The sequence below is a fragment of the Shimia sp. W99 genome (genome assembly GCF_053851455.3).
In genome coordinates, this window is sequence record NZ_JBSQBU020000001.1 from 3,466,559 (window position 1) to 3,491,195 (window position 24,637).

The 24,637-nt window shown below is 62.5% G+C and carries 25 protein-coding genes; 17 read left to right on the plus strand and 8 right to left on the minus strand.

The features are described 5' to 3' along the window. Nucleotides 1–7 precede the first annotated feature (7 nt). The gene (locus ACS3QZ_RS16815; RefSeq protein ID WP_456038875.1) at nucleotides 8–2,890 is read left to right on the plus strand and encodes a DNA translocase FtsK; all 2,883 of its coding nucleotides are present in this window, start codon (nucleotides 8–10) and stop codon (nucleotides 2,888–2,890) included. A 69-nt stretch (nucleotides 2,891–2,959) separates the two neighbouring features. Beyond that, nucleotides 2,960–3,559 (plus strand): LolA family protein, encoded by a 600-nt coding sequence (locus ACS3QZ_RS16820; RefSeq protein WP_456038876.1) that lies wholly within the window; start codon nucleotides 2,960–2,962, stop codon nucleotides 3,557–3,559. 13 nt (nucleotides 3,560–3,572) lie between these two features. On the opposite strand, the gene ACS3QZ_RS16825 is transcribed toward ACS3QZ_RS16820, so the two are convergent. Both ACS3QZ_RS16825 and ACS3QZ_RS16830 read right to left on the minus strand, forming a co-directional pair. After that, complete coding sequence (locus tag ACS3QZ_RS16825) at nucleotides 3,573–4,160, minus strand: transglycosylase SLT domain-containing protein (protein ID WP_093093776.1); 588 nt, start codon at nucleotides 4,158–4,160, stop codon at nucleotides 3,573–3,575. Between the two features lie 87 nt (nucleotides 4,161–4,247). Next, nucleotides 4,248–5,129 (minus strand): AEC family transporter, encoded by an 882-nt coding sequence (locus ACS3QZ_RS16830; protein WP_456038877.1) that lies wholly within the window; start codon nucleotides 5,127–5,129, stop codon nucleotides 4,248–4,250. Between the two features lie 83 nt (nucleotides 5,130–5,212). Here ACS3QZ_RS16830 and hspQ point away from each other — a divergent pair, with 83 nt between their 5' ends. Continuing rightward, nucleotides 5,213–5,539 (plus strand): heat shock protein HspQ, encoded by a 327-nt coding sequence (hspQ, locus tag ACS3QZ_RS16835; RefSeq protein ID WP_093093780.1) that lies wholly within the window; start codon nucleotides 5,213–5,215, stop codon nucleotides 5,537–5,539. Between the two features lie 35 nt (nucleotides 5,540–5,574). Here hspQ and ACS3QZ_RS16840 read toward each other — a convergent pair whose 3' ends face one another. From ACS3QZ_RS16840 to ACS3QZ_RS16850, 3 genes are read right to left on the minus strand one after another with little or no spacing between them, the layout of a single operon-like run. Then, nucleotides 5,575–7,152 carry a gamma-glutamyltransferase family protein gene (locus ACS3QZ_RS16840; protein WP_456038878.1) on the minus strand — a complete coding sequence of 526 codons (1,578 nt, stop codon included), beginning with the start codon at nucleotides 7,150–7,152 and terminating at the stop codon, nucleotides 5,575–5,577. 59 nt (nucleotides 7,153–7,211) lie between these two features. After that, on the minus strand, nucleotides 7,212–7,643 hold the full coding sequence (locus ACS3QZ_RS16845; protein WP_456038879.1) for an ATP-binding protein: 432 nt from the start codon (nucleotides 7,641–7,643) through the stop codon (nucleotides 7,212–7,214). Nucleotides 7,644–7,678: 35 nt separating this feature from the next. After that, complete coding sequence (locus ACS3QZ_RS16850) at nucleotides 7,679–8,008, minus strand: STAS domain-containing protein (RefSeq protein ID WP_456038880.1); 330 nt, start codon at nucleotides 8,006–8,008, stop codon at nucleotides 7,679–7,681. A gap of 172 nt (nucleotides 8,009–8,180) precedes the next feature. Here ACS3QZ_RS16850 and ACS3QZ_RS16855 point away from each other — a divergent pair, with 172 nt between their 5' ends. The 13 genes from ACS3QZ_RS16855 to rarD all read left to right on the plus strand — a co-directional run bounded on the left by ACS3QZ_RS16855 (nucleotide 8,181) and on the right by rarD (nucleotide 21,819). Continuing rightward, nucleotides 8,181–9,353, plus strand: a complete 1,173-nt coding sequence (locus ACS3QZ_RS16855; protein ID WP_093093788.1) for a thiolase family protein — start codon at nucleotides 8,181–8,183, stop codon at nucleotides 9,351–9,353. Between the two features lie 102 nt (nucleotides 9,354–9,455). Then, complete coding sequence (gene msrC, locus ACS3QZ_RS16860; RefSeq protein ID WP_456038881.1) at nucleotides 9,456–9,911, plus strand: free L-methionine (R)-S-oxide reductase MsrC; 456 nt, start codon at nucleotides 9,456–9,458, stop codon at nucleotides 9,909–9,911. Nucleotides 9,912–10,156: 245 nt separating this feature from the next. Continuing rightward, a complete protein-coding gene (locus tag ACS3QZ_RS16865) occupies nucleotides 10,157–10,729 on the plus strand; it encodes a helix-turn-helix domain-containing protein (protein ID WP_093093900.1) in 573 nt (190 codons plus the stop codon). 12 nt (nucleotides 10,730–10,741) lie between these two features. Next, on the plus strand, nucleotides 10,742–11,113 hold the full coding sequence (locus ACS3QZ_RS16870; RefSeq protein ID WP_456038882.1) for a GFA family protein: 372 nt from the start codon (nucleotides 10,742–10,744) through the stop codon (nucleotides 11,111–11,113). Next, complete coding sequence (locus ACS3QZ_RS16875; protein ID WP_456038883.1) at nucleotides 11,106–11,519, plus strand: GFA family protein; 414 nt, start codon at nucleotides 11,106–11,108, stop codon at nucleotides 11,517–11,519. Before ACS3QZ_RS16870 ends, ACS3QZ_RS16875 begins: the two co-directional genes overlap by 8 nt. Next, the gene (locus tag ACS3QZ_RS16880; RefSeq protein ID WP_456038884.1) at nucleotides 11,516–12,139 is read left to right on the plus strand and encodes a LysE family translocator; all 624 of its coding nucleotides are present in this window, start codon (nucleotides 11,516–11,518) and stop codon (nucleotides 12,137–12,139) included. The genes ACS3QZ_RS16875 and ACS3QZ_RS16880 overlap by 4 nt, the downstream gene beginning before the upstream one ends. A gap of 11 nt (nucleotides 12,140–12,150) precedes the next feature. Further along, nucleotides 12,151–14,604 (plus strand): GcvT family protein, encoded by a 2,454-nt coding sequence (locus ACS3QZ_RS16885; protein WP_456038885.1) that lies wholly within the window; start codon nucleotides 12,151–12,153, stop codon nucleotides 14,602–14,604. A gap of 124 nt (nucleotides 14,605–14,728) precedes the next feature. Further along, entirely contained in the window at nucleotides 14,729–15,790 is a 1,062-nt protein-coding gene (locus ACS3QZ_RS16890) for an alcohol dehydrogenase family protein (protein WP_456039357.1), read from the plus strand. Then, nucleotides 15,787–16,683, plus strand: a complete 897-nt coding sequence (locus ACS3QZ_RS16895) for a homocysteine S-methyltransferase family protein (RefSeq protein ID WP_456038886.1) — start codon at nucleotides 15,787–15,789, stop codon at nucleotides 16,681–16,683. Before ACS3QZ_RS16890 ends, ACS3QZ_RS16895 begins: the two co-directional genes overlap by 4 nt. Further along, a complete protein-coding gene (locus ACS3QZ_RS16900) occupies nucleotides 16,684–17,691 on the plus strand; it encodes a GlxA family transcriptional regulator (protein ID WP_456038887.1) in 1,008 nt (335 codons plus the stop codon). It abuts the gene before it with no gap. Between the two features lie 70 nt (nucleotides 17,692–17,761). Beyond that, complete coding sequence (locus tag ACS3QZ_RS16905) at nucleotides 17,762–20,206, plus strand: GcvT family protein (RefSeq protein ID WP_456038888.1); 2,445 nt, start codon at nucleotides 17,762–17,764, stop codon at nucleotides 20,204–20,206. A gap of 80 nt (nucleotides 20,207–20,286) precedes the next feature. Next, nucleotides 20,287–20,709, plus strand: coding sequence for a DUF3995 domain-containing protein (locus tag ACS3QZ_RS16910; RefSeq protein ID WP_456038889.1), 423 nt, complete (start codon nucleotides 20,287–20,289; stop codon nucleotides 20,707–20,709). Nucleotides 20,710–20,895: 186 nt separating this feature from the next. Continuing rightward, nucleotides 20,896–21,819 (plus strand): EamA family transporter RarD, encoded by a 924-nt coding sequence (rarD, locus tag ACS3QZ_RS16915; protein WP_456038890.1) that lies wholly within the window; start codon nucleotides 20,896–20,898, stop codon nucleotides 21,817–21,819. Here the strand turns inward: rarD and ACS3QZ_RS16920 are convergent. Then, the gene (locus tag ACS3QZ_RS16920) at nucleotides 21,801–22,484 is read right to left on the minus strand and encodes an SGNH/GDSL hydrolase family protein (RefSeq protein WP_456038891.1); all 684 of its coding nucleotides are present in this window, start codon (nucleotides 22,482–22,484) and stop codon (nucleotides 21,801–21,803) included. The genes rarD and ACS3QZ_RS16920 overlap by 19 nt on opposite strands. A gap of 6 nt (nucleotides 22,485–22,490) precedes the next feature. Next, a complete protein-coding gene (locus ACS3QZ_RS16925; protein WP_456038892.1) occupies nucleotides 22,491–22,901 on the minus strand; it encodes a nuclear transport factor 2 family protein in 411 nt (136 codons plus the stop codon). 101 nt (nucleotides 22,902–23,002) lie between these two features. On the opposite strand from ACS3QZ_RS16925, the gene ACS3QZ_RS16930 reads away from it, so the two are divergent. Further along, nucleotides 23,003–23,656, plus strand: a complete 654-nt coding sequence (locus tag ACS3QZ_RS16930) for an RluA family pseudouridine synthase (protein WP_456038893.1) — start codon at nucleotides 23,003–23,005, stop codon at nucleotides 23,654–23,656. A 21-nt stretch (nucleotides 23,657–23,677) separates the two neighbouring features. Here ACS3QZ_RS16930 and ACS3QZ_RS16935 read toward each other — a convergent pair whose 3' ends face one another. Beyond that, nucleotides 23,678–24,550 (minus strand): hypothetical protein, encoded by an 873-nt coding sequence (locus ACS3QZ_RS16935; RefSeq protein ID WP_456038894.1) that lies wholly within the window; start codon nucleotides 24,548–24,550, stop codon nucleotides 23,678–23,680. Nucleotides 24,551–24,637: the final 87 nt, after the last annotated feature.

Genomic DNA, 24,637 nt, shown 5'->3' on the forward strand with positions numbered 1-24,637 from the left:
GATCGAGATGGCATTTCAGGCACGAGGGCGGGACCCGCTGTTGGACAGCAACATGCAGGCAGCAATCGAGAAACGCGGCAAGGAGCTGATCGGGATCGTGCTGATCGGGCTGGCCTTGATGTCGGCTGCGATGATCGCCTCGTACACGCCCAACGATCCGAGCTGGATTTCCGTCACGGATGCACCGGTGCAGAACTGGATGGGGCGGATTGGCGCGTCGATTGCCGCGCCACTGTTCATGATCATTGGCTGGAGCAGCTGGGGATTGGCCTTTGTGCTGGGCGCATGGGGCTTGCGGTTCGCGATGCATTGGGGCGAGGAACGGGCAATCAACCGCGTGATCCTGGCGCCGATCATGCTTGCTCTGGGCGCGGTCTATGCCTCGACCCTGACACCGGGCGAAACCTGGACGAACAGTTTCGGGCTAGGGGGCATGTTCGGCGACACCGTTACGGGCGCACTGTTGACCATTCTTCCGGTGAGCGCGTCGACCGGGGTCAAGCTTTTGTCGCTGGTCATGGGGCTGGCGTTCGTGGCGATGAGCCTGTTTGTCTTGGGATTCACCCGTGAAGAACTCCAGCGCCTCGCGCGGATGGCGATTGTCGGGATTGTGCTGGCCTATGCCGGGTTGATGACTGTGATCGGGCGTGGGGCCAACGGGGCTTTTGCCGCCGCAAAGACTGTAAAGGCTCGTCGGCAGGAACGGCGTAGTGAAGCCGAGGCCAGGGTGCAGGCTGCCGCCGAGGCTGGCTGGCAGGACGCGGCCGTGATCGAGGAAGACATGGCCGAACCGATGGACGTCGCGCCTGCGCCAAAACCGCGGCTGCGGATGCCGTCCCTGATCAAACGGGCCGAGCCAGCGCCCGAGCCAATGCCGGAGCCGGAACTGGTCGAGAACATCTTTGTCGACGAGATTGACGATGCGCCGGGTGAAGACCGCATCAAGGCCAAGATTGCCGATGTGGTGCGCAGCCGTGCGCGCCGGGGGGCGCCGGTTGCGCCGCCCGACCTGCATCCGGACAAACCCCTGACGCGTGGCCGGGGGCGTGGCCCGGATCCGTTGGTTCTTGAGGAACAGCCACACCCCGAGCATGCGCATGTTGAACTGCGACCGGAACCGCCGCTGACGGCATCCGTGCCTCTGAGGGCGGAGCCACCGCTTTCTGCACCTGTGCAGGATGCGCCGTTGGCGATGGATGTGGACGAAGAAGCGCTTCCCCTGCAAAGCCCGGCCCCAGCGGCAGCGGCCTATCAGCCGATCCCCGCGGCAGAGCCCAAGAAGGTTGTTCAGCCGCGCACCCGCAAAACGGTGCAACCGTCGAGCCGGGCCAAGGCCGAGGCCCAGCCGTCGCTGGCGTTTGAGGAAAACCAGGTGGAATACGAGCTTCCGCCGCTGAGCCTGTTGTCCAACCCGATGGACATTCAGCGCCATCACCTGAGCGACGAGGCGCTGGAAGAAAATGCGCGGATGCTGGAAACCGTGCTGGATGACTATGGCGTCAAGGGCGAGATCGTCAGCGTCCGCCCCGGCCCTGTCGTGACCATGTATGAACTGGAGCCTGCTCCGGGGCTCAAGGCGAGCCGCGTGATTGGCTTGGCCGATGACATCGCGCGTTCGATGTCAGCCCTGTCTGCCCGTGTGTCGACCGTGCCGGGCCGGAGCGTGATCGGGATCGAACTTCCCAATGAAAACCGCGAGATGGTGGGCTTCCGCGAAATTCTGTCGAGCCGGGATTATGGCGATGGCAATCAGAAGCTGCCGCTGGCGCTGGGCAAGGATATTGGTGGCGACCCAATCGTGGCGAACCTTGCCAAGATGCCCCACCTCCTGATCGCGGGGACCACCGGGTCCGGTAAATCAGTGGCGATCAACACCATGATCCTGTCGCTGCTTTACAAGCTGACTCCGGAAGAGTGCCGGTTGATCATGATCGACCCCAAGATGCTCGAACTGAGCGTCTATGACGGTATTCCGCACCTTCTTTCGCCGGTTGTGACCGACCCAAAAAAGGCGGTTGTTGCGCTCAAATGGACCGTGGGCGAGATGGAAGAGCGTTATCGCAAGATGTCCAAGATGGGCGTGCGTAACATCGACGGCTATAACAGTCGCGTGGCGGATGCGCTGGCCAAGGGCGAGATGTTCAGCCGCACGGTGCAGACCGGGTTTGACGACGAGACGGGCGAACCCGTGTTCGAGACCGAAGAGCTGATGCCCGAGAAGATGCCCTATATCGTGGTGGTCGTTGACGAGATGGCCGACCTGATGATGGTGGCGGGCAAAGAGATCGAAGCCTGTATCCAGCGCCTTGCACAGATGGCGCGGGCCAGCGGCATCCATATCATCATGGCAACGCAGCGCCCGTCGGTGGACGTGATCACCGGCACGATCAAGGCCAACTTCCCGACGCGGATTTCGTTCCAGGTGACGTCGAAAGTGGACAGCCGCACGATCCTTGGCGAGATGGGCGCCGAGCAGCTTTTGGGCATGGGCGACATGCTTTACATGGCTGGTGGCGCCAAGATCACCCGCTGCCACGGCCCGTTCGTGAGCGATGAAGAGGTTGAGGAAATCGTCAACCATCTCAAGAGCTTTGGCCCGCCCAAATACATGAGCGGTGTTGTCGAAGGGCCGGATGAAGAAAAGGCCGATGATATCGACGCGGTTCTGGGCCTATCGACCGGCGGCAATACCAATGGCGAAGACGCGCTTTATGACGCGGCGGTAGCCATCGTGATCAAGGATCGCAAGTGTTCGACATCTTACATCCAGCGCAAGCTTGCCATCGGCTATAACAAGGCCGCGCGGCTTGTTGAGCAGATGGAAGACGAGGGGCTGGTCAGCCCGGCCAACCATGTGGGCAAGCGCGAGATTCTTGTGCCTGAGCAATAATTTGCGCGCGCGATTTCGTGATGAACCGCCGGGGCTGAAATCCCGGCGGTTTGTGTTTAGATGGGACTCATGATGATGAAACGACTTCTTCTGGCGCCGGCCCTCTTGGTGGCCACGGCATTCCCTGCGATGGCTGAAAAGCTGTCGCTGGACGCGCTTTCGACCTATCTCAACGGCATGAAAACCGTGAAATCCGAATTCACCCAGATTTCAGATGATGGCTCGGTGCAGACGGGCAACCTTTATATCAAGCGTCCGGGGCGGATGCGGTTCGAATACAACCCGCCGGAAAAGGCGCTTGTTCTGACCAGCGGCAACACGGTGGCAATCTTTGACGGGCGGTCGAACCAGCCGCCCGAGACCTATCCGCTTCAGCGCACGCCACTGTCGATCATTTTGGCAAAGAATGTCGATCTCAAACGCGCGAACATGGTTGTCGGCCACGACTATGATGGCACGGCGACCATCGTCACCGCGCAAGACCCCGAGCACCCGGAATATGGCAATATCCAGCTGAAATTCACCGCTGATCCGGTGGAGCTGCGGCAATGGATCATCAATGACGGCAATGGCAGCCGGACAACCGTGATCCTTGGAGAGACCGAACGGGACCTTGCCCTGCAGAACTCGATCTTCAATATCGAGCTTTTGCTCAAGCGGAACAACTGAGGATCAACGCGCCTTAGCGAAGGCGCGTGCATTTCTCGAGCTGGTGGCGATACCGGCGTGAACGGTCGTCGACCTGATCCGCTACGCGGAGAAGCCAGGACTTGTTCTTGTAGGTGCCGCGATTATAGCCGGTGTGCCCTTCGTGATAGGCCAGATATTGACCCCGCGCGTCCGACAAGGCGACGCCGTTGCGCTCTTTGGTCTGGTTCATGTACCAGCCCATGAAATCGGTTGCATCACGGATATTGGTGCGCTTGGCACTGCGGTTACCCGTGCTTTGGCGGTAATGATCCCAAGTGGCATCCAGCGCCTGTGCGTAGCCATAGGCGCTGCTTTGGCGGCCCATCGGCAGCACGCCCAGAACGTATTTGTTGGGCGTACGCGCATTTGAGACGAATTTGCTCTCCTGGTAGAGGATGGCCATCTGCACGTTGATCGGCACGCCCCATTTGCGTTGCGTTGCCTTGAAGGCGCGTTTGAAATGCTTGCGTTCCTGAAGGATGGAACACGCGTTTTCCATATTGCGCGGTGGCGTCTTGTCGCCGCCGCCACAGGAGGCAACGAGCACAAGAATGACCAGGGCGCGAAGAAGTCTGCTCATCTGCCTCTCGCTATGTCTTGTTTTTTCTTTGCAGTTTAGAGGATTTTGCCCGGAAGGGGAAATCACAATTGCCCCGGGGATTTGACCTCAGACAAGCAGGCCCAGCAATAGCGGCAGGCCAATGACCGAGGTCAGGGTCGAGACCACGACGAAACCGGCCACCGCCTCGCTGTCGGCCTCGTATTTTTCGGCCAGAAGATAGGCGGTCACGGCAACCGGGGTGGCCAGTTGCAGGACGAGCACGCCAAAGCTTGTCCCGGTCAGGCCAAAGAGGCGGGCCACGCCCCAGCCAACGGCCGCACAAAGCACAAGCTTGACCAGCGACAGCCAGACCGCCGTCACCACGCGCCCCGGCGTGAGGCGGGCAACGGCCACGCCAAGGGTGATCAGCATCAGCGGGATTGCCATCTGTCCGATCAGGTCAAGCGTGTTGGTGAGAAAGCGCGGCGTTTCCCAGTCCTGCCAGAGAAACAACGCCCCGAGAATTGTTGCCCAGATCATCGGTTCCTTCATCATCTTGCCGAACGAACCGCGTCCGGCCACGAGCCAGATACCAATGGTGAAAGACAGGATTGCCGAAAGCGCCAGCATCACGACGGCTTTTTCCAGCCCCGGCTGACCGAATGCAAAAAGCGCCAAAGGGATGCCAAGATTGCCCGTATTTCCGAAAATGAAGGGGGCCAGATAGGTGCGGAGATTCAGCTTTGCCACAACCAGAAGGGACAATCCGAGCGCGCCAATCGCGGCATAGCCGACAGTGCCGGCGAGCGTCAGCGTGACGAGCGAAGCCAGATCCGCCTCGGTTTTCATCAGCGCCGTGAAGATCAGGCAGGGCACGGCCACGGTCATTGCCAGCCGTGTAACAAATTGAATTCTATACTCGAATCCCGCCTTGACCCACAGGAAGCCAAGCCCCGCCAAGAGAAAGACAGGCGCGACGATTTCAAGAACTGTCAAGATAAGGTTCACAGACTGTTTCCCGTGAAAATGTGGCAAAAATTGGACAAAACCCCCTTGAAGGGTCTACCTTTGGGGGGTAGGGGCTGCAAGCAATGTTGAGAACACGCGCAAAATATCATCTGGGTCAGGTCGTCCGTCACCGCAAGCATCCGTTCCGAGGTGTGGTGTTTGACGTCGATCCAGAGTTCGCGAATACCCAAGAGTGGTATGAAGCCATTCCCGAAGACAGCCGGCCGTCGAAAGAGCAACCGTTCTATCACCTTCTGGCGGAGAATGATCAGAGCTATTACGTGGCATATGTCTCCGAACAGAACCTTGTCGCGGATTACTCGGGGGAGCCGGTCAGCCACCCGGATCTCGACGAGATGTTCGGACCGTTCGAAGACGGCACCTACCCGCTTCATTTCCATTTGAACTGACGGAAAAGGCACGTCGGGACGCGCCTTTTGCCTGCTTAGTACCCGATTGCGCAACCGTCCTTGCGGGGATCGGATGCGCCTTCAAGCACCCCGTTCTCGTGAATGCGAATGGCCTGTGCGCCGCCGATGGGAGCGTCCGGGACCTCGATGTCATGCCCCATATCGGCCAGCGTTTGCTGCACCTTGCCCGAATATCCGCGTTCGACCTTGAGCCTGCCGCCATCGGCAAAACTGCGCGGGGCGTCGATGGCGCTTTGCGGTTCCATGCCGAAATCGGCCATGTTCGAAAGAAAACGGGCATGGCCGTTGGGCTGGTATTGCCCCCCCATCACGCCAAAGGGCATCTCGACACGGCCATCACGGCGCAGCATGCCCGGAATGATCGTGTGCATCGGGCGTTTGCCGCCCTTGAGTTCGTTCGGATGCCCCTCTTGCAGGGTGAAACCCGCGCCGCGGTTCTGGAACAGGATACCGAATTTCTCGGAGGCGATGCCGGACCCGAGACCGTGAAAAATCGAATAGATGAGCGACACGGCCATGCGATCCTTGTCGACCACGGTGATATAGACGGTGTCCTTGTGCACCGCCTCTCCGAGCGTGGCGGGGGCGGTCATGGCCTTATTTGGATCAATAAGTGCGGCCAGTTTCGCGGCGGTGTCGGATGACAGCATGTGATCGAGCCGCGCGGTATGATCCGGGTCGGCGATGAAGCGATTGCGCGCGTCATAGGCCAGCTTGGCGGCCTCGGCTTCGATGTGGACCCGCTCGGCACCAAACGGATCCATGCCGGCAATGTCGAAGTGCTTGAGGATGTTGAGCAACAGGATCGCGGTCGCGCCTTGCCCGTTGGGCGGATGCTCGACCAGTTCGGAGTCCTTGTAAGTCCCTGAAACAGGAGCGGTTTCCATGCCGGAAACGGCGGAAAAATCAGCCATTGTGTGCACACCGCCAACGGCGTTCAGCGAGGTCACCATGTCTTCGGCAATCTCGCCCGAGTAGAAAGCATCACGCCCATCGCGGGCGATACGGCGCAGCACCTCGGCCTGGCCGGGCGCGCGGAAGATCGACCCAAGCGCCGGCGCGGCATCGTCGTGCAGAAAGTGCCGACGGGCCGCGCCCTGAAGCACCTTGGCCTCGCGGGCGAGGTCAAAGGCGACACGATGCGCAATCGGCACCCCGGCTTCGGCATAATGGATCGCCGGGGCAAGGCTGACGTCGAGGCCCAGTTTGCCGAACCGTTCGGACAGGGTGCAGAACATGTCGATAGCGCCGGGCAACGTGATGGCATCCACAGAATGCAGCGGAATGGTTGCCAAACCCTTATTGCGCAGGTCGGCCGCGTCCGCGGCGGCCGGTGCGGTGCCCGATCCGTTGAAGGCCAGTACATCGTCGCTGCCCGCCGGGGAGATCAGTGCAAAACAATCGCCGCCGATCCCGGTGGATTGCGGCTCGCACAAGCCCAGCAGCACCGCGCCGGCAATGGCGGCATCCATTGCCGTGCCGCCGCGCTTGAGAATGTCGACGGCGGCTTCGGCCGCAATCGGATGGGACGTGGCGCAGATGCCATTCATGGCCATCACCGCCGAACGCCCCGGACGTTGCAAATCTCTCATCGTTGTTTTCCCCTTGCTCGCCACGCGAGACTAGGCGCGCGCACACGGGATGCCAAGGCTCAGCAATCGACCCGCAAGGACAACGTGTTCCAGCCGTTGTTACGGTGGTAATGAATGTCATGCGCAAGCATGCGAACCAAGGACCAGCCAAACCCCCCTTCGGGCAGGTCCGCCATGGCAATGCTGACATCCGGCGCGATGCCCGAGGGCAGGTTGTTGTCCGGCATGGGCGCACCGTTGTCGCGCACCAATACGTTCCAGCAGTTTTCACCAAGGTCGCAGGTCAACGCGATCCGCCCATCCTTGCGCCCCGCGAGTGCATGTTCGACCACGTTGTTGAGCACCTCTCCCAAGACAATTTCAAGGGTTCCGACGTCAATATGGGCGAAGCGCGGCAGCGAGAGCTTGCTTCGCAGCCGGACCAGGGCCGCGCGCACCTCCTGCGGGGTGCCTTCCAGTTCGATATGGATGGGCGAAGGAGAATTGGTCACGCTGCAGCGCGCTCCTTTTCTGGGACCATGCCGGGTTACTGGGAAAGCGCCTCGCCCACCGTCCCGTGGATACGGAACACCGTGTCCATGCGAGTGAGGCGAAACACCTTGTCGACGTTTTCGTTGAGACAGGACAGATCCATCCGGTGGTTTGTGCCAAGCTGCTTCATGGCGGCGACAATCGCGCCAAGCCCGCTTGAGTCGATGAAATCCACCTGTTCGAGATTAAGCACGACGCGGCCCGTGACCGCGTCGGTTTCTTCCCGCATGCGATCCTTGAACTGGATCGCCACCGAGGCGTCGATACGGGATTCATTGACCGTGACCACGAGTATGTCGCCCTCAACCGCGCTGGACAAATCCATGCCTGCCGTTCCTTCCTTGCAGAGTTTGGCCAAGCATAGGCGCGATTCCTTACCAATCCGTGAGCAGGGTGCGACTTGCGCTTTGCCGCGCAACGCGCAATCTGCTTGCAACACCCCTGCAACAGTTGCGGGGCAGGAATGGGCCAGCGATACAAATCCGAGGAGAATTGGCATGAAAAACGTGGTGATTGCAGGGGCAGCCCGCACGCCGATGGGCGGCTTTCAGGGGGTATTTGACGGCATCGAGGCGGCGGAACTGGGCGGCGCGGCGATTCGCGCGGCGCTGGAAAACGCAGGCGCCAAGACGGTGGACGAGGTTCTGATGGGCTGCGTTCTGCCCGCCGGACAGGGCCAGGCCCCCGCGCGCCAGGCCGGGTTCAAGGGCGGCCTGGGCGAAGAGGTGCCCGCCACCACGCTCAACAAGATGTGCGGATCGGGTATGAAAGCGGCGATGATGGCGTTTGACGCGGTCGCTTTGGGCGATCGCGAGGTCATGATCGCAGGCGGCATGGAGAGCATGACCAACGCCCCTTACATCCTGCCGAAAATGCGCGGCGGGGCCCGGATCGGGCATCAGCAGGTACAGGATCACATGTTCCTCGACGGGCTCGAAGATGCCTATGACAAGGGGCGCTTGATGGGCACCTTCGCCGAGGATTGCGCCGAAAGCTTCCAGTTCACCCGTGAGGCACAGGATGAATACGCGCTGAAATCCCTGTCCAACGCGCTCGAAGCCCAGAAATCCGGGGCTTTCGAAGGCGAGATCGCACCGGTGACGCTCAAGACCCGCAAGGGCGATGTCGAGGTGTCCGAGGACGAACAGCCGGGCAATGCGCGCCCCGAAAAGATCCCGCATCTCAAGCCCGCCTTCCGCAAGGATGGCACGGTCACACCGGCCAATTCCTCGTCGATCTCGGACGGGGCCGCGGCGCTGGTGATTGCCTCGGAGGAGGCCGCTGAAGCGCAAGGGCTGCAGGTGCGTGCGCGTATCGTGGGTCATGCCAGCCACGCCCAGGCGCCGGGCCTGTTCACCACCGCGCCGGTGCCGGCGGCACAGAAATTGCTGGAGAAAATCGGCTGGTCCAAGGACGATGTCGACCTCTGGGAAGTGAACGAAGCCTTTGCCGTGGTGCCGATGGCGTTCATGCATGAAATGGGGTTGAGCCGCGATGTGGTCAACGTCAATGGCGGTGCCTGCGCGCTGGGCCACCCGATCGGCGCGTCGGGCGCGCGGATCATCGTTACCCTTTTGAATGCATTGGAAAAACGCGGCCTGAAACGCGGCGTCGCGGCGATCTGCATCGGTGGCGGCGAAGGCACGGCCATCGCGATTGAGCGGGTCTGATCTTTCTTTTTCCAAAAATACCCCTCGGGGGGAGCGTTTCAAAACCTGTTTTGAAACCGGGGGGCAGACAGCCCCCCTCCCACCCCAACACGCAGGACCGCCATGCAGGTTGACTACGACACGCTTTCTCAAACCATCGCCGCCCTGACAGAAGGCGAGGCCGATGTGGTTGCGCTTATGGCGACGGTGGCCTGCGAGGTGCATCATTCGGACGACCGGTTCGACTGGACCGGTTTTTATCGCGTGACCGCGCCCAACCTGTTGAAAATAGGCCCCTATCAGGGCGGCCACGGCTGCCTTGTGATCCCGTTTGAACGGGGCGTTTGCGGGGCTGCCGCGCGCACGGGCGAGGTGCAGCTGGTGCCGGATGTGGAGGCGTTCTCAGGCCATATCGCCTGCTCCTCCTCGACCCGATCGGAGCTGGTTTTGCCGGTGTGGGACAAGGACGGAGCGCTGATTGGAGTCTTTGACATCGACAGCGATCAGCCGGACGCCTTTACCCGGAAGGACGCCGAAGAGATGAACAGAATCTTAAGCGCGGTGTTCGGGCGGGTTTGAGCCTGACCGTGCGAATCATCCTGACTCCCCTTGGTTAATTGACAAAATCGGCTGCGGTAGAACGTCGGTATCACGTCGGTGTTGCGTCGGTATCCAACGCCAAAATCGTGCGGTGAACGCAGCGCGCGCTGCGTTTATCCCCCTCTCGAGGCAAGGCGCCGCGCTGCGGCGTGAAATTTTGCTTGAAAATTTCATCGCTCCCGGTGCAGCGTGAAAATTGAGATGATTTTTTCACGGGGGCGGGCATGCTGCACCAGTTACCGGACGATCTTGGCACGCTGGGAGCCGATATCCGCGCCCTGCGCAAGGCGCGGGGCGTGACGCTGGCGGAGCTGGCCGAGGCTCTGGGCCGCTCGGTTGGCTGGTTGAGCCAGGTCGAGCGGGACAAATCGGAACCGACGATTTCCGACCTGCGGCAAATCGCGATGCTTATGGATGTGCCCATGTCGATGCTGTTCGGCCAGTCGCGCGGCCCTGCCGAAGAGCAGGGCTATGTCGTGCGCGCGGGTGCGCGGCGGCAGATGGGCTCTTATGAGGAAGGGCTGGTCGAGGAACTGCTGTCCCCCGACCTGACCGACGATTTCGAGATGGTGCATTCCACCTTTGAACCGCATTCCGAGATGCAGCTTCCGGCCAAGCGGCCGACACAGGAGGTGGGCTATATCATCTCCGGGCGTCTCGACCTGACGATTGGCGAGCGGAAATTCACGGTTGGCGCGGGCGACAGTTTCCGGTTCCGGAACGAGCTTTACAAATGGGCCAACCCTTATGACGCGCCTTGCGTTGCGATCTGGGTGATCGCGCCACCGGTCTATTGAGGAGACACGATCATGCTCAAGGGAAGCTGTTTGTGTGGCGATGTTCGGTTCGTGGTCCGCGGCACGCCCGAGGGGGCATCGATGTGCCATTGCGCACAATGCCGCAAGCAATCGGGCGGGATCTGGTCCTCGGCCCATGTGCGGGACACGGATCTTGAGATCATCGGCGACGTGCAGTGGTACGCGGCCAGCGATGTGGCCAAACGCGGATCTTGCCCGCGCTGTGCGTCCTTCCTGTTCTGGAAGGCGCATGACGAGGACACGATCAGTTTTGCCCTGGGCGCGATAGACGGGCCGACGGGGGTGCGGCTTGAGAAACATATCTTCGTGGCCGGCAAGGGCGATTACTACGACATTGCGGACGGGGTGGTGCAACATGACTGAGCCGCGCCACACTGAGCCTCGCCGCACCGGGCGCTGCGAATGCGGCGCGGTCCGGTTCGAGACACGCGGGCCACTGCGCCCGGTCATTGCCTGTCATTGCGGCCAGTGCCGCCGCACCAGCGGGCATTTCTGGGCGGCGACCGCCGTGATGCGCGAGGGGCTGACGATGATCGCGGACCGGGGGCTGCGATGGTTTGCATCGTCGGAAACGGCGCGGCGCGGGTTCTGTGCTTATTGCGGATCAAGCCTGTTCTGGGATCACGAGAGCGCGGACACGATCTCGATCGGCGCCGGGACGCTGGACGCGCCGACCGGGCTGCAGGTCGCGCGCCATATCCATGTCGAAGACAAGGGCGACTATTACGACATCGCGTGTAGCGCACCGCAGTTTGAGGGCGACGCATGATCGATACGCTGTTGGCCATGGACCCGGTGCTGATCCTGACCTTCGTGTCGGCGGGGATCGTGCTGAACCTGACGCCGGGGGCGGATGTGGTGTTTGCCACCGCCTGTGGCGTGTCGGGCGGATGGCGCAGCGGGGTGGCGGCGGCGGCGGGAATTTCGCTTGGCGGGCTGGGCCATACGGTGCTGGCGGCGGTGGGCGTGTCGACGATGCTGATGGCGATGCCGGGGGCCTATGATGCGATCCGCTATGCCGGGGCGGCGTACCTGATGTTTCTTGCCGTGAAAGCGTGGCGGGCACCGGCCGAGATTGGTGCCGCAAGGGGTGCGACCAGCCTGCGGCGCGCGGCAGCGCGTGGATTTCTGACCAATATGCTCAATCCCAAGGTGGCGCTGTTCGTGCTGGCATTCCTGCCCCAGTTCACGCGCCCGGAGGTCGGGCCGATCTGGCAGCAGATCCTGATCCTTGGCGTGCTGTTCTGCGTGACCGGGTTTTTTGTGACCGCCGGATATGGCGCGGCGGCGGGGGTTTTCGGCACGGCGCTGCGCCGGGTGTCGGGGATCATGAACAAAGTGACGGCTATCGTGTTTGGCGGGCTTGCGGCCCGGCTATTGTTGGACTGAAGGAGAGCGAGATGTCTGATTTTCCGAATAAGGCCCGCGTGGTGATTATTGGCGGCGGTGTGGTTGGCACGTCTTCGCTCTATCATCTGGCCAAGAAGGGCTGGACCGATTGTGTCCTGCTGGAGAAGAACGAGTTGACGGCCGGTAGCACATGGCATGCGGCGGGCAACGTGCCGACCTTTTCGACCAGCTGGGCAATCATGAACATGCAGCGTTATTCCACCGAGCTTTATGCGCGGTTGGGGGACGAGGTGGATTACCCGATGAACTATCACCAGACGGGCTCGATCCGGCTGGCGCATACGCGGGAGCGGATGCAGGAGTTCGAACGGGCCTGTGCGATGGGGCGGTACCAGGGGATCGGCATGGAGATGCTGACGCCTGAAGAGGCGAAGGAACGGTATCCCTTCCTCGAGACGCATGATCTTGAGGGCGCCCTGTTTGATCCATCGGACGGAGATATCGACCCGGCGCAGCTCACGCAGGCCTTGGCCAAGGGCGCGCGGGACATGGGCGCGCGCATCTTGCGGTTCACGCCTGCGACCGGGGTGACACAGCAGGCGGATGATACGTGGATCGTGCATACCGAGAAGGGCGATATTGCGTGCGACTACGTGGTCAATGCCGCCGGGTATTACGCGCAGCGGGTTGGGGAATGGTTCAAGCCATATGGCGGGCGCACGGTGCCGATGATGGTGATGAGCCACCAATACCTGTTGACCGAGCAGATACCTGAATTGGAGGCGTGGTCTCAGGAGAACGGGCGCAAGCTGCCGCTTTTGCGCGACGTGGACGTGTCTTATTACCTGCGGCAGGAAAAGAACGGCATCAATATCGGCCCTTATGAGCCGAATTGCCGGGCGCATTGGGAGCATGAGGGCGACCCGATGCCGGATGATTTCAGCTTCCAGCTGTGGTCGGATGACCTTGACCGGATTGCCGATATCGTGGCGGACGCGATGGAGCGGGTGCCGGTGTCGGGCGAAGCCGGAGTGAGCCGCATCATCAACGGGCCGATCCCCTATGCGCCGGATGGATTGCCGCTGATCGGGCCGATGCCGGGGGTGAAGAACGCGTTCGAGAACTGTGTCTTCACCTTCGGGATCGCGCAGGGTGGCGGCGCCGGGAAGGTTCTGGCCGAGTGGATCGTGGATGGCGCGACCGAGTGGGACATGTGGTCGGTCGATCCGCGCCGTTATACCGATTACACCGATCATGAATACTGTGTGCAAAAGGGCATGGAGGTGTATGGCAACGAATACGCGATGCACTTCCCGTGGCACCGCTGGCCCGCCGCGCCGGACAGGAAGCTGTCGCCGGTGCATGACAAGGTCAAGGCGCTGGGCGGCGTGATGGGCGTTTACAACGGCTGGGAGCGGGCCAACTGGTTCGCGAAAGCAGGCGATGACACCTCGGAGGAAAGCACCCACACATGGGGCCGGTCGGGGCCGTGGGAACAACGGATCAAGGAAGAGTGCGAGGCGGTGCGCGACGGGTGCGGGGTTCTGGACCTGCCGGGGTTCTCGCGATTCAAGATCAAGGGTGCGGGCGCAGATGAATGGTTGCGGTGTCAGATCACCGGGGCGCTGCCCAAGATCGGGCGCGCGGGGCTGGTCTATTTCGCGGATGCGCGGGGGCGTATCCTGACCGAGATGAGCGTCGCGCGGGAAGCCGAGGACAATTACATCCTGATCACCGCGGCCACGGCGCAGTGGCATGACGGTGAGCTTCTCAAGGCGCGTCTGCCGCGTGACGGGAGCCTTGTCTTCGAGGACTGGACGGACCGTATGTCGACGCTGATCGTGACCGGCCCGACATCGCGGGAGGTGCTGGCTGGGTTGACCCCGGCGGATCTTTCAATGCCGTGGCTGAGCATGCAGGAGACCGAGGTTGTCGGGCGCTGGGCGGCGTTGGTGCGGCTGTCTTTCGCAGGGGAGCTGGGCTGGGAAATCCATGCCGAGAATGCCGACATGCCCGCGATCTATGATGCCGTGTTGAATGCGGGCGCGAAGCCCTTTGGCATGTGGGCGCTGAACAGCTTGCGGCTGGAGAAAGGGTACCGGGCGTGGAAGGGCGACCTTTCGACGGATTACTCGCTGCTGGAAGGCGGTTTGGAGCGGTTCGTGAAGCTTGACAAGCCGCAGGACTTCCCCGGCAAAGCGGCGATCATGGCCGAGAAACAGCAGGGGGTGAAGAAGCGTTTCGTGACCCTGACCGTGGATGCGGGCGAGGCGGATGCGCCGTACATGTCCTGCATCTGGCACGGCGACGAGATCGTCGGGGAAACCACGTCGGGCGGTTGGGGATACCGGGTGAATGCCTCGATCGCGCTGGGCATGGTGCGCAGTGACCTGGCGGTGCCGGGAACAGAGCTGGCGGTGGAAATCTATGGCGAGAAATGCCGCGCCGTGGTGCAGGAGGACCAGCCGCTTTGGGACCCGGAGAATGCGCGGTTGAGGGCGTGAGGCTCGCGTTGACGAATAGCTCAGCCCGGCACCGTCGGGTAGCGCCTGCCTGCCCCCCGGCAGGCGCTTTGCGCCTCCACAGGCAGGCGCTGCCCTCTGCCCATTTGTGGGGAAGATCGTCATGATCCCTCGTACAATGAAAGGCGTATACCTGACCCGCCACGGCGGGCCGGAGGCGCTGAAGTGGCGCGAGGATATCCCGGTGCCTGTGCCGGGACCGGGGCAGGTTCTGGTGCAGGTGCTGGCGGCGGGGGTGAACAATACCGACATCAACACCCGCATCGGCTGGTATTCCAGCGATGTGACCGGAGCCACGGAGAGCGGCGAGGTTGGCGAGGCGGGTGGTCATGCCGGGGCGCTGGATTTTCCACGCATTCAGGGCGGTGATCTGTGCGGGCGCGTTGTTGCGGTGGGCGAGGGTGTCGCCCTGCCAGTCGGCGCGCGGGTCACGGGGCCGATCAACCTTCCGCGCCCGACGGCGGAAAACCCGACCGCTTATATCGCGCTTGGCTCGGAAGTGGACGGCGCGTTCGCGCAATACTGCTGTGTGGACGCGGCGGATGTGTACGATGTGAGCGCATCGCCCCTCAGCGATATTGAAATTGCGGCCATTCCGTGTGCCTTTGGCACGGCGGAGAACCTTTTGACGCGCGCCGGGGTGCAAGAGGGGCATGACGTGCTGATCACCGGCGCATCAGGCGGGGTCGGGTTGGCGGCGGTGCAGCTCGCGCGGCTGCGCGGTGCGCGTGTGACGGGACAGACCGCTCCGGCCAAGGCCAGTATCGTGCGCGAAGCCGGTGCGACAGATATTCTTGGGCGGGGCAAGGTGCCGGCGCCGGGTTGTTTTGACGTGGTGATTGACGTGGTGGGCGGGCCGTTCTGGCCCGACCTGATCCGCGCGCTGAAACCGGGGGGGCATTACGCCGTGTCGGGCGCGATTGCCGGGCCGATGGTGACAGCGGACCTGCGCGAGATTTACCTGCCGGACATTACCATTCATGGCTGTACCTACCAGCCGCCCGCCGTGTTCGAACGTCTGGTCGGGCTGATGCGGTCCGGGGATATTCACCCGCTGGTGTCGCGCACCTATCCGTTGCAGGACATCGCGCGGGCGCAGGAAGACTTTTCCTCGAAGACGCTGCCGGGCAAGCTGGTGTTGATTCCCCCACAGGAGACCGAGACATGACAAAAGTGATCCTCAAGGATGGCGGCACCGGACAGGAGTTGATCCGGCGTTCGTCGATGCCTGCACATCCGCTGTGGTCGGCCAAGGTGATGATGGAAGAACCGCAGGTGGTACAGGGCGTGCATGCGGATTTCATCCGGGCGGGGGCGCGGCTGATCACGCTCAACACCTATGCCGCGACGCCGGAACGGTTGGCGCGCGAAGGGGCGCCGGAGCTGTTTCATCCCCTGCAGAAGCGCGCGATCGAGCTGGTCGAGGCGGCGCGCGACGAGGTCGGGGCCGAGGGGGTGCGCATTGCCGCCTGCCTGTCGCCCCTGCACGGGTCCTATCAGCCGGACATGAGCAAGAGCCATGCCGACCTGTTGCCGCTTTATCGCGAGATCGTGGAAGGGCAGGCCGGGGCCAGCGACCTGATCCTGTGCGAAACCCTGTCGGCGATTTCCGAGGCGACGGCGGCGGCAGAGGCCGGAGTGGAAACCGGCAAGCCGACTTGGGTGTTTTTGACCCTGAAGGATGACGGGAGCGGGCAGTTGCGCTCGGGCGAGGCGTTGGCGGATGCAGTTGCCGCGCTGGAGGGATCGGGCATTGCCGGGATCGGGCTCAATTGCTGCAAGCCCGAGGTGGTGTCGGCCAATCTGGACACCGTCCGGGCGGCGGGCCTTGCGGTGGGGGCCTATGCCAATGGGTTCACGGGGATTGATGCGCTGAAGATCGGGGGCACGGTGGATGCATTGAAGGCGCGCACGGATCTTGATCCAGTGGCCTATGCCGGGTTCTGCATGGGGTGGGTCAGGGATGGCTTGCAGTTTGCGGGGGGCTGTTGCGAGGTCGGTCCGGCGCATATCGCGGAGCTGGCCACGCAGTTGCGCGGGGCCGGGTATGAGATTGTCTGAATGACCGGGGATCAGGCCATACCAGAGGGGCAAGCGCCTTTGGTGCGTTTTGACATTTATGTCTCCGAGGAATTCGTGCTGATCGAGCTGGCCGGGCTTCTGGAGGTGCTGTCGATTGCCAACCGGGTCGGGGCGCGGCCCCTGTTCGAATGGCATTTCCTGTCGGCAAAGGGCGGCGCGATGCGCAGCCGGACCGGGGTGATCGTGGAGACGGAAAAGGTGCCCGCGCGGATCAGCGCGGAATACCTTTTCGTGCTCGGCAATTCGAACCCGGACAACCCGGCGCTGTCGGTGGGCAAGTTGGTGTCGGATTACACGTTTCGCGGAGCGCAGGTGTTTTTGCTGGCCGAGGCGGCGAGCCGCTATATTGCCGAGCACGGGGACCGCCATGCGCATCTGACGACCCATTGGGAAAACAGCGCCCTGTTGCGCGAGCGCGGAGGCGTGTTCGAGGCGGGATCGTCGCTTGTGACGGAGGACGGGCGGATCGTGACCTGTGCGGGCATGGAATCGACCATCGACCTTGTTCTGTGGCTGATGGGGCGGCATGTCAGCAAGGCGCAGCAGATGACGATTGCCGATGTCATGCTGCATGAGAGGATCAGGGATTTCTCGACCCAGCAGCCGTTCAGCGGGGTGCGGGGCACCGAGACCGGGGATGCGGAGCTGGATGAATGTATCGAGCTGATGCGGGCCAATATCGAAGAGCCGTTGCCGATCAAGGAGATCGTGGCGCTGTTGGGGATTTCGAGCCGGTCGCTGGAGCGCAAGTTCCGGGATATCCTTGGCTCGACGCCGAACACCTATTACCGCGAGCTGCGCATGGCGCGCGCCAATAACCTGTTGATGAACACCACGATGAGCGTGCGCGATATCGGGCTGGCCTGTGGATTCGCGACCGGGTTCAGCGGGCTTTACAAAAGCTTTTTCGGGATCACCCCGGCAGCCCGGCGCAAGGCACGTGGGCCGGGGCCGGGCGGGGTGCGGAGATTATCGAATAACAGCTGACGTTTTTGCCACATTTGCTGTCGCGTTGTCGTGGCAGGCTGTGGCCAAATCGGCATGACAGGAGAGCGAAATGGCTGATCTTCCAAACAAGGCCCGCGTGGTCATCATCGGCGGTGGTGTGATTGGCTGTTCCGTGGCCTATCACCTTGCAAAACAGGGCTGGAAGGACATCGTGCTTCTGGAACGCAAGCAGCTGACCAGCGGCACGACATGGCATGCTGCCGGGTTGATCGGGCAGTTGCGCGCGTCGTCCACGATGACCAAGCTGGCGAAATACACCACCGATCTTTATCACAAGCTGGAAGCGGAAACCGGGATCTCGACCGGCATCAAGGCCAACGGGTCGATCTCGGTGGCGATCACGGAAGAGCGCAAGGAAGAGCTTTACCGGGCCGCCGCGATGGCGCGGGCCTTTGACGTCGATGTCGAGGAAATCTCGCCCGAGACCGCCAAGAAGATGTACCCGCATCTCAACATCGAGGATGTGTGCGGCGCGGTGTACCTGCCCAATGACGGGCAGGGCGATCCGGCCAACGTGGCGCTGGCGCTGGCCAAGGGCGCGCGCATGATGGGGGCGATGATCCGCGAGAACATCAAGGTCACGGGGGTGAGCCGGGCCGAGGGCCGTGTCACCGGGGTGGATTGGGCCGCGGGCGAGGAGACGGGCCATATCGAGGCGGAGTTCGTCGTCAACTGTGCCGGGATGTGGGGGCATGAGGTGGGCCGGATGGCGGGGGTGAACGTGCCGCTGCATGCCTGCGAGCATTTCTACATCGTGACCGAGGCGATCCCGGAACTGACGGAATTGCCGGTGCTGCGGGTGCCGGATGAATGCGCCTATTACAAGGAAGATGCGGGCAAGATCCTGCTTGGGTGTTTTGAGCCGCACGCCAAGCCGTGGGGCATGAACGGCATCTCGGAAGATTTCTGTTTCGACCAGCTGCCCGAGGATTTCGACCATTTCGAGCCGATCCTTGAAATGGCGGTGAACCGCATGCCGATGCTGGCCGAGGCGGGGATTCATACGTTCTTCAACGGACCGGAAAGCTTTACGCCGGACGATGCCTATCACCTTGGCGAGGCGCCCGAGCTGCGCAACTACTATGTCGCCGCGGGGTTCAACTCGATCGGGATCCAGTCCGCAGGGGGCGCCGGGAAGGCGCTGGCCGAGTGGATGGAAGCAGGCGAGAAGCCGTTTGATCTTGGCGGTGTGGACATCAGCCGGATGCAGCCTTTCCAGGGTAACAAGCATTACCTCTTTGAGCGTTCCAAGGAGACGCTGGGCCTGCTTTACGCGGACCATTTTCCCTATCGCCAGAAAGCCACGGCGCGGGGGGTGCGGCGGACGCCGTTCCACCGTCTGCTGGAGCAGAACGGGGCGGTGTTTGGAGAGACGGCGGGTTGGGAGCGGGCCAACTGGTTTGCAAACGAAGGTCAGGAACGTGAATACCAGTACACGTGGAAGCGCCAGAACTGGTTCGAGAACTCGGCCGCTGAGCATCGTGCGGTGCGTGAGAACGTGGGCATGTATGACATGTCGTCCTTTGGCAAACTGCGGGTCGAGGGGCCGGATGCGGAAACCCTGTTGAACCATGTCTGCGGGGCCAACATGTCGGTGCCGGTGGGCAAGATCGTCTATACGCAGTTCCTCAATTCCAAAGGCGGGATCGAGGCGGACGTGACCGTGACGCGCCTGAGCGAAACCGCTTATCTGGTGGTGACGCCGTCGGGCACGCGGCTCGCGGATCAAACACGGCTTCAGCGGCACGCAGGCGATCTGCGGGTCGTGATCACCGATGTCACCGCAGGTGAGGCGGTGCTGGCGGTGATGGGGCCGAATGCGCGCGCCTTGTTGCAGAAAGTATCGCCCAATGATTTCTCGAACGCGGTGAACCCGTTTGGCACAGCGCAGGAGATCGAGATCGGCATGGGCCTCGCGCGGGCGCATCGGGTGACCTATGTCGGCGAGTTGGGATGGGAAATCTATGCCTCTTCGGACATGGCCGAACATGTATTCGAGACCTTGTGGGCGGCCGGGCAGGACATGGACCTCAAGCTGTGTGGCATGCACATGATGGACAGCTGCCGGATCGAGAAGGGGTTCCGTCACTTTGGTCATGACATCACCAGCGAGGACCACGTGATCGACGCGGGGTTGGGCTTTGCCGTGGATATGTCAAAGGCGGATTTCATCGGCAAGGCGGCGGTGGCGGCGCGCAAGGAAAGCGGGCCGAAGATGCGGATGGTGCAGTTCAAGCTGACCGATCCCGAGCCGCTCTTGTATCACAACGAGCCGCTCATTCGCGACGGCGAGATTGTCAGCTATATCAGTTCCGGAAATTACGGCCACACGCTGGGTGGGGCCATCGGCATGGGCTATGTGCCCTGCGAAGGCGAGAGTGCGGCGGATGTGCTGGCGTCGAGCTACGAGATCGACGTGATGGGCACGCGGGTCAGGGCGGAGGCCAGTCTGAAGCCGATGTATGATCCCAAGGCGGAACGCGTGAAGGTGTAACACTGAGAAGGCCAGCCCGAGGGGGCTGGCCTTTTGCCTGACGCGGTCTAATCTGCGCCCAAAGGACAGGAGGGCGCAGGATGGTCGTGGTGATCTTGGCGGTGGTCGTGCTTGGCGGGATTGCTGGGCTGCATGGGCTTTGGGCAATGGGGATCTGGTTTCCCGGCGGAGACGAGGCGCGGCTGGCGCGCCGGGTGGCCGGGTTCGAAGGCATGCGGACGATGCCGCCCAAACCGGCAAGCCTGTTCGTGGCGCTGGTTCTGGCGGGCGTCGCGCATGTGCTTTTGGTGCGTGCGGGTCTGGCGGCGGCGCTCGTGCCCGGCTGGGTTTACGGGCTGGCGATCTGGGGCGCGGCGGCGGTGTTCCTGGGGCGTGGCGTGGCGGCCTATCTGCCGGGATGGCGGCGGCTGACCCCGGAAGAGCCTTTTGCCACGCTGGACCGTCGGGTCTATGGGCCGCTGTGCCTGGCGCTTGGGGCGGTTTGCCTTGGGCAGGGTGTATGACTTTTGACGGTTTTTAAAAGGGGCGCCTTGTAGGCGCGCAGGTTTTGCACGCCCACAAGGGGGCGTGCGGTGCGAGGCGCTGCCTCGCGCTCCGGGGTATTTCGGGAAAAAGAAAGTGAATGTGCATCACTGGGTGTGATGAATGTGTTCACAAAATGCGGATTTTCCCCGAAGTGAAGCGGCGCTATGCCGGTTGGGCAGTGGGTGAAACAGGGGTTGGTGATGCAGGACACGGGGCGGGATGAGCCGAGGGGCGTGGCGCTTGCGGTCACGGCCTATCTTCTTTGGGGTGTGGCGCCGATCTACATGAAGTTGATGGCGCATGTGCCCGCGGTCGAGTTCGTGGCGCATCGCGTGTTATGGTCGCTTCCCGTGGCGGGGATCGTGCTGATCCTGCTCCGGCGCACGGATGATCTTGTGGCGGCGTTGCGGGACCCGAAGATGCTGCGCATGGCGTTTCTGACCTCGGGGCTGATCTCGGTGAACTGGGCGATCTTTGTCTGGGCGATTTCCAATGGGCAGGCGATTGATGCGGCGCTGGGCTATTACATCAACCCGCTGTTCAGTGTGGCGCTTGGCGCGCTGGTGTTGCGCGAGAGGCTGGCACGTAATCAGCTGATTGCCATCGGGTTGGCGGCCTGCGGGGTTCTTGTGCTGGTGATCGAGGCGGGGGACCTGCCGTGGGTATCGCTGGCCCTGACCGTGAGCTGGGGGTTTTACGCGCTGTTCAAGCGGTCGCTGCCGATCGGCCCGAACCAGGGGTTCCTGCTGGAGGTGCTGATCCTGTGTCTGCCGGCGCTGGCCTATGTGGTCTGGCTTGGGGGGACGGGGCAGGGCACGTTCGGGCAGGGCTGGGTGGATACGTTGTTGCTGATCGGGCTTGGGCCGGTGACGGCGGCGCCGCTGATGATCTATGCCAATGCGGCCAAGCTGGTGCGGCTGTCGACCATCGGCATCCTGCAATATATCGCGCCCTCGATGATCCTTTTGACGGCGGTGTTCCTGTTCGGGGAAGAGATCGGACGTGGGCGGATGATCGCCTTTCCGCTGATCTGGGCGGGGTTGGTGGTCTATACGCTGCCGATGCTGCGTCAGGTGCGGCGCAGCTGAGCGGCGAGGAGGTCGGCCCAGACGGTATAGGCCGCCTCGGAGGGGTGGAAGCCGTCGCGGGCCACGAAGCGGGGCTCGTAAGGCAGGTCCAGCGGCAGGTGGGTGACGGCGGGATCGTCGCGTGCGATGTCGGCGAGCACCCGGTCGAGCCGCTCGGCGTGGCACCCGAGCACCCAGCGCAGGGGCTGGGGCAGCAGCGGAAAATGATGCATGGGCGGCACGCCGGAGAGGATGATGTGTGCCACGGCGTGGCGCTGGCGCAACGCGTTGATCAGGGTTGTCTGGCGGCTGCGGAAGCGGTGCGGGTGCGTGAAACGGGTTGTGTCGTTGACGCCATGCACGAGAAGGGCCGCGTCAAAGGGGGTATCCGGCAGGCGGTCGAGCCGGGCCAGAGAGGTTTTGGTGGTGGCGCCGGTTTCCGCCTGAAGATGCCATGTCAGGGGGGCGAGCGCCTGCGAGAGCTGCCCCGAGAGGGCGGTGGACTGGTGCGTGGCGCCGACCCCGGCGGCCGAGGAATCGCCCAGGATGAGGAGGCGCGGGCCCGCGTCGCCCCCGGCGCGTGCGCCCGGTGGTTCGGGCAGTTTCAGGGCGCTGAAACGTACCCAGAGCCCCTGCGCCAGAAGGAGCGGGGAAAGGGGCAGGCGCAGGAGGCGATCCAAGGCCATTGGCGTTCAGCGCATGGCGCTCATGTATTTCAGGAAGCGCGCGTCCTTGCTGATCCGGGACATCATCTCTTCGCGCAGGACGGCGATGGATTTGAGCGGGCGCATGACCACTTCGAAGGTCTGGATCAGGCCGTCGTCATTCAGCGTGATCAGGTCGACGCCAACCGCGTCGAGATCGCCGATCCTGCACTGGAATTCGAGTGCCCAGTCGGCACCTTCGCCCATGATGCGGCGATAGGTGAAATCCTCGAAGATCTGCCCGACATGGCCGAGGATTGCGGCCACGGGTTCGGCGCCGGTCCATGTTTTCCAGTAGGTCGGGGGCAGAAAGGCCACGTCTGGGGCCAGGATGTCGATGATCTTGCTGTCATCGCCCGAGGCGACGATTTCGGTCATGCGCTGGATCGTGGGGTGCATGGGGGACCTCCTCTTGTTGCGTATCAGCCTGCCCATTCCGGAGCGTCAGGCAAGGCTGACGTCGGGTTGCCGCCGCCGCGTCGGCGCTCTATTGCGGGCGCATGAGTTTTTCGACCGAATATGACCCGCCCATGGACCCGCTGGTGGTCCTGCATGAGGACAGTGACATTGTCGTGGTGGACAAACCTTCGGGGTTGTTGTCCGTGCCGGGGCGGGGGGCGCACCTTGCCGATTGCCTGCTGACCCGCGTGCAGGCGGCGTTTCCGACCGCCCTGTTGGTGCACCGGCTGGACCGGGACACGTCGGGGGTGATGGTTTTCGCCCTTACCCCGCATGCCCAGCGGCACCTGTCGATGCAGTTCGAGCAGCGCAAGACCAAGAAAACCTATGTGGCGCGGGTCTGGGGCCGACTGGAGCCAAAGACCGGGACGGTGGACCTGCCGTTGATCGTGGACTGGCCGAACCGGCCGCGCCAGATGGTGGATCATGAAAACGGCAAGCCCGCCGTGACCGATTGGCGGGTGCTGAAACAGTCGGATACCGAGAGCCGCGTGCGGTTGATGCCCAAGACCGGTCGGTCGCACCAGCTTCGGGTGCACATGCTGGCGCTGGGGCACGTGATCCTTGGCGATCCGCTTTATGCCGAGGGGGACGCGGCGGCCCATGACCGGCTGATGCTGCATTCCGAGGAATTGCGCATCAACCATCCCGAAAGCGGGCAAGGCATGAAGTTTCGCGCGAAAGCGCCGTTCTGAGCGCGCACGCGCCCGGTCGGTTCAGAAATTCAGAACCTTGAAACCGACCTGGATCGACCAGTCCGCCGGGGCGTCGCCGCCGAACACCACACCGGGTTTGATGAAGAGTTGACCATCGCCGCCAAAAGCCTTGCCCGTCATCATGCCCATGGTGATCTGGAGGCTGCCAAACGTGTCGTCGCTTTCCCAGTCATGAATGATAGCCGGATCAAAGGTCATGTAATACTTGGGGTTGGCGAGCTTGGGCACATAATAGAAGTCGATCGTTGTCGTATTAAGGTCGACGCCGTCCTTGTTGCCGCCCTCAAGACCGAATGTCTGGACCCACGCGGGCGCGAAGATGGACCCGTTTTCAAGGAACCATGCATAGAACAGCGTAGTTTCCAGCGCAAATTGACCGTAGCCGGAGGTTGGTGTTTCCGCGGTATCGAGGAACAGTTCCGCCGTGAAGGCCGCGCCGTTCTTTTTGGTCAGGTGGAACACGTCGATATAGGTGACGCTGATGTCACCAAGGCGCATTTCGTCACCGCCCAGCCCCGTAATGCTTCCGGCGGCCGATGCCCCGCCGAAGTTGGGCGCGGCATTGAATGGGCTGTCAGAGACCGGAAGATTGAAGCGAAACGCCTTGCTGCCGTCACCGAACGGCTTGACGTAGAACGCTTCGAGCAGCCCGGTGTTCAGGGACGCGTTGATCCGGTTGTATTGGTACTGCAGGCCCATTTGGGTGGTCAGCAGGGTCGGGTTGGTGCCGTTGTTGATTTCTTCGACCGCGCCCTGAACCTGGTTGAGGTTGGAACCGTCCTGCGCCTCGACAGGAGAGGCCAGAGCAAAGCCTGTGGCCAATGTAGCGGCAAGGACATTCATGCCGGTGAGACGTATCGTCGGATAGGTCACGTCAGACTCCTAGAGTACTTTTTGTATGCTGTGTTTAGGAGATAGCCTCGGCGCGTATGGGCCGGGTGTATTGTCGCGGCGCACATT

Coding starts and splice junctions, on each gene's coding strand:
- ACS3QZ_RS16880 (WP_456038884.1), top strand. CDS start 11,516: ATGATCGATACGCTGTTGGCCATGGACCCGGTGCTGATCCTGACCTTC.
- ACS3QZ_RS16910 (WP_456038889.1), top strand. CDS start 20,287: ATGGTCGTGGTGATCTTGGCGGTGGTCGTGCTTGGCGGGATTGCTGGG.
- rarD (WP_456038890.1), top strand. CDS start 20,896: ATGCCGGTTGGGCAGTGGGTGAAACAGGGGTTGGTGATGCAGGACACG.
- ACS3QZ_RS16865 (WP_093093900.1), top strand. CDS start 10,157: ATGCTGCACCAGTTACCGGACGATCTTGGCACGCTGGGAGCCGATATC.
- ACS3QZ_RS16895 (WP_456038886.1), top strand. CDS start 15,787: ATGACAAAAGTGATCCTCAAGGATGGCGGCACCGGACAGGAGTTGATC.
- ACS3QZ_RS16900 (WP_456038887.1), top strand. CDS start 16,684: ATGACCGGGGATCAGGCCATACCAGAGGGGCAAGCGCCTTTGGTGCGT.
- ACS3QZ_RS16850 (WP_456038880.1), bottom strand. CDS start 8,008: ATGGATTTGTCCAGCGCGGTTGAGGGCGACATACTCGTGGTCACGGTC.
- ACS3QZ_RS16920 (WP_456038891.1), bottom strand. CDS start 22,484: ATGGCCTTGGATCGCCTCCTGCGCCTGCCCCTTTCCCCGCTCCTTCTG.
- ACS3QZ_RS16825 (WP_093093776.1), bottom strand. CDS start 4,160: ATGAGCAGACTTCTTCGCGCCCTGGTCATTCTTGTGCTCGTTGCCTCC.
- ACS3QZ_RS16815 (WP_456038875.1), top strand. CDS start 8: ATGGCATTTCAGGCACGAGGGCGGGACCCGCTGTTGGACAGCAACATG.
- ACS3QZ_RS16875 (WP_456038883.1), top strand. CDS start 11,106: ATGACTGAGCCGCGCCACACTGAGCCTCGCCGCACCGGGCGCTGCGAA.
- msrC (WP_456038881.1), top strand. CDS start 9,456: ATGCAGGTTGACTACGACACGCTTTCTCAAACCATCGCCGCCCTGACA.
- ACS3QZ_RS16930 (WP_456038893.1), top strand. CDS start 23,003: ATGAGTTTTTCGACCGAATATGACCCGCCCATGGACCCGCTGGTGGTC.
- hspQ (WP_093093780.1), top strand. CDS start 5,213: ATGTTGAGAACACGCGCAAAATATCATCTGGGTCAGGTCGTCCGTCAC.
- ACS3QZ_RS16820 (WP_456038876.1), top strand. CDS start 2,960: ATGATGATGAAACGACTTCTTCTGGCGCCGGCCCTCTTGGTGGCCACG.
- ACS3QZ_RS16885 (WP_456038885.1), top strand. CDS start 12,151: ATGTCTGATTTTCCGAATAAGGCCCGCGTGGTGATTATTGGCGGCGGT.
- ACS3QZ_RS16870 (WP_456038882.1), top strand. CDS start 10,742: ATGCTCAAGGGAAGCTGTTTGTGTGGCGATGTTCGGTTCGTGGTCCGC.
- ACS3QZ_RS16840 (WP_456038878.1), bottom strand. CDS start 7,152: ATGAGAGATTTGCAACGTCCGGGGCGTTCGGCGGTGATGGCCATGAAT.
- ACS3QZ_RS16925 (WP_456038892.1), bottom strand. CDS start 22,901: ATGCACCCCACGATCCAGCGCATGACCGAAATCGTCGCCTCGGGCGAT.
- ACS3QZ_RS16855 (WP_093093788.1), top strand. CDS start 8,181: ATGAAAAACGTGGTGATTGCAGGGGCAGCCCGCACGCCGATGGGCGGC.
- ACS3QZ_RS16905 (WP_456038888.1), top strand. CDS start 17,762: ATGGCTGATCTTCCAAACAAGGCCCGCGTGGTCATCATCGGCGGTGGT.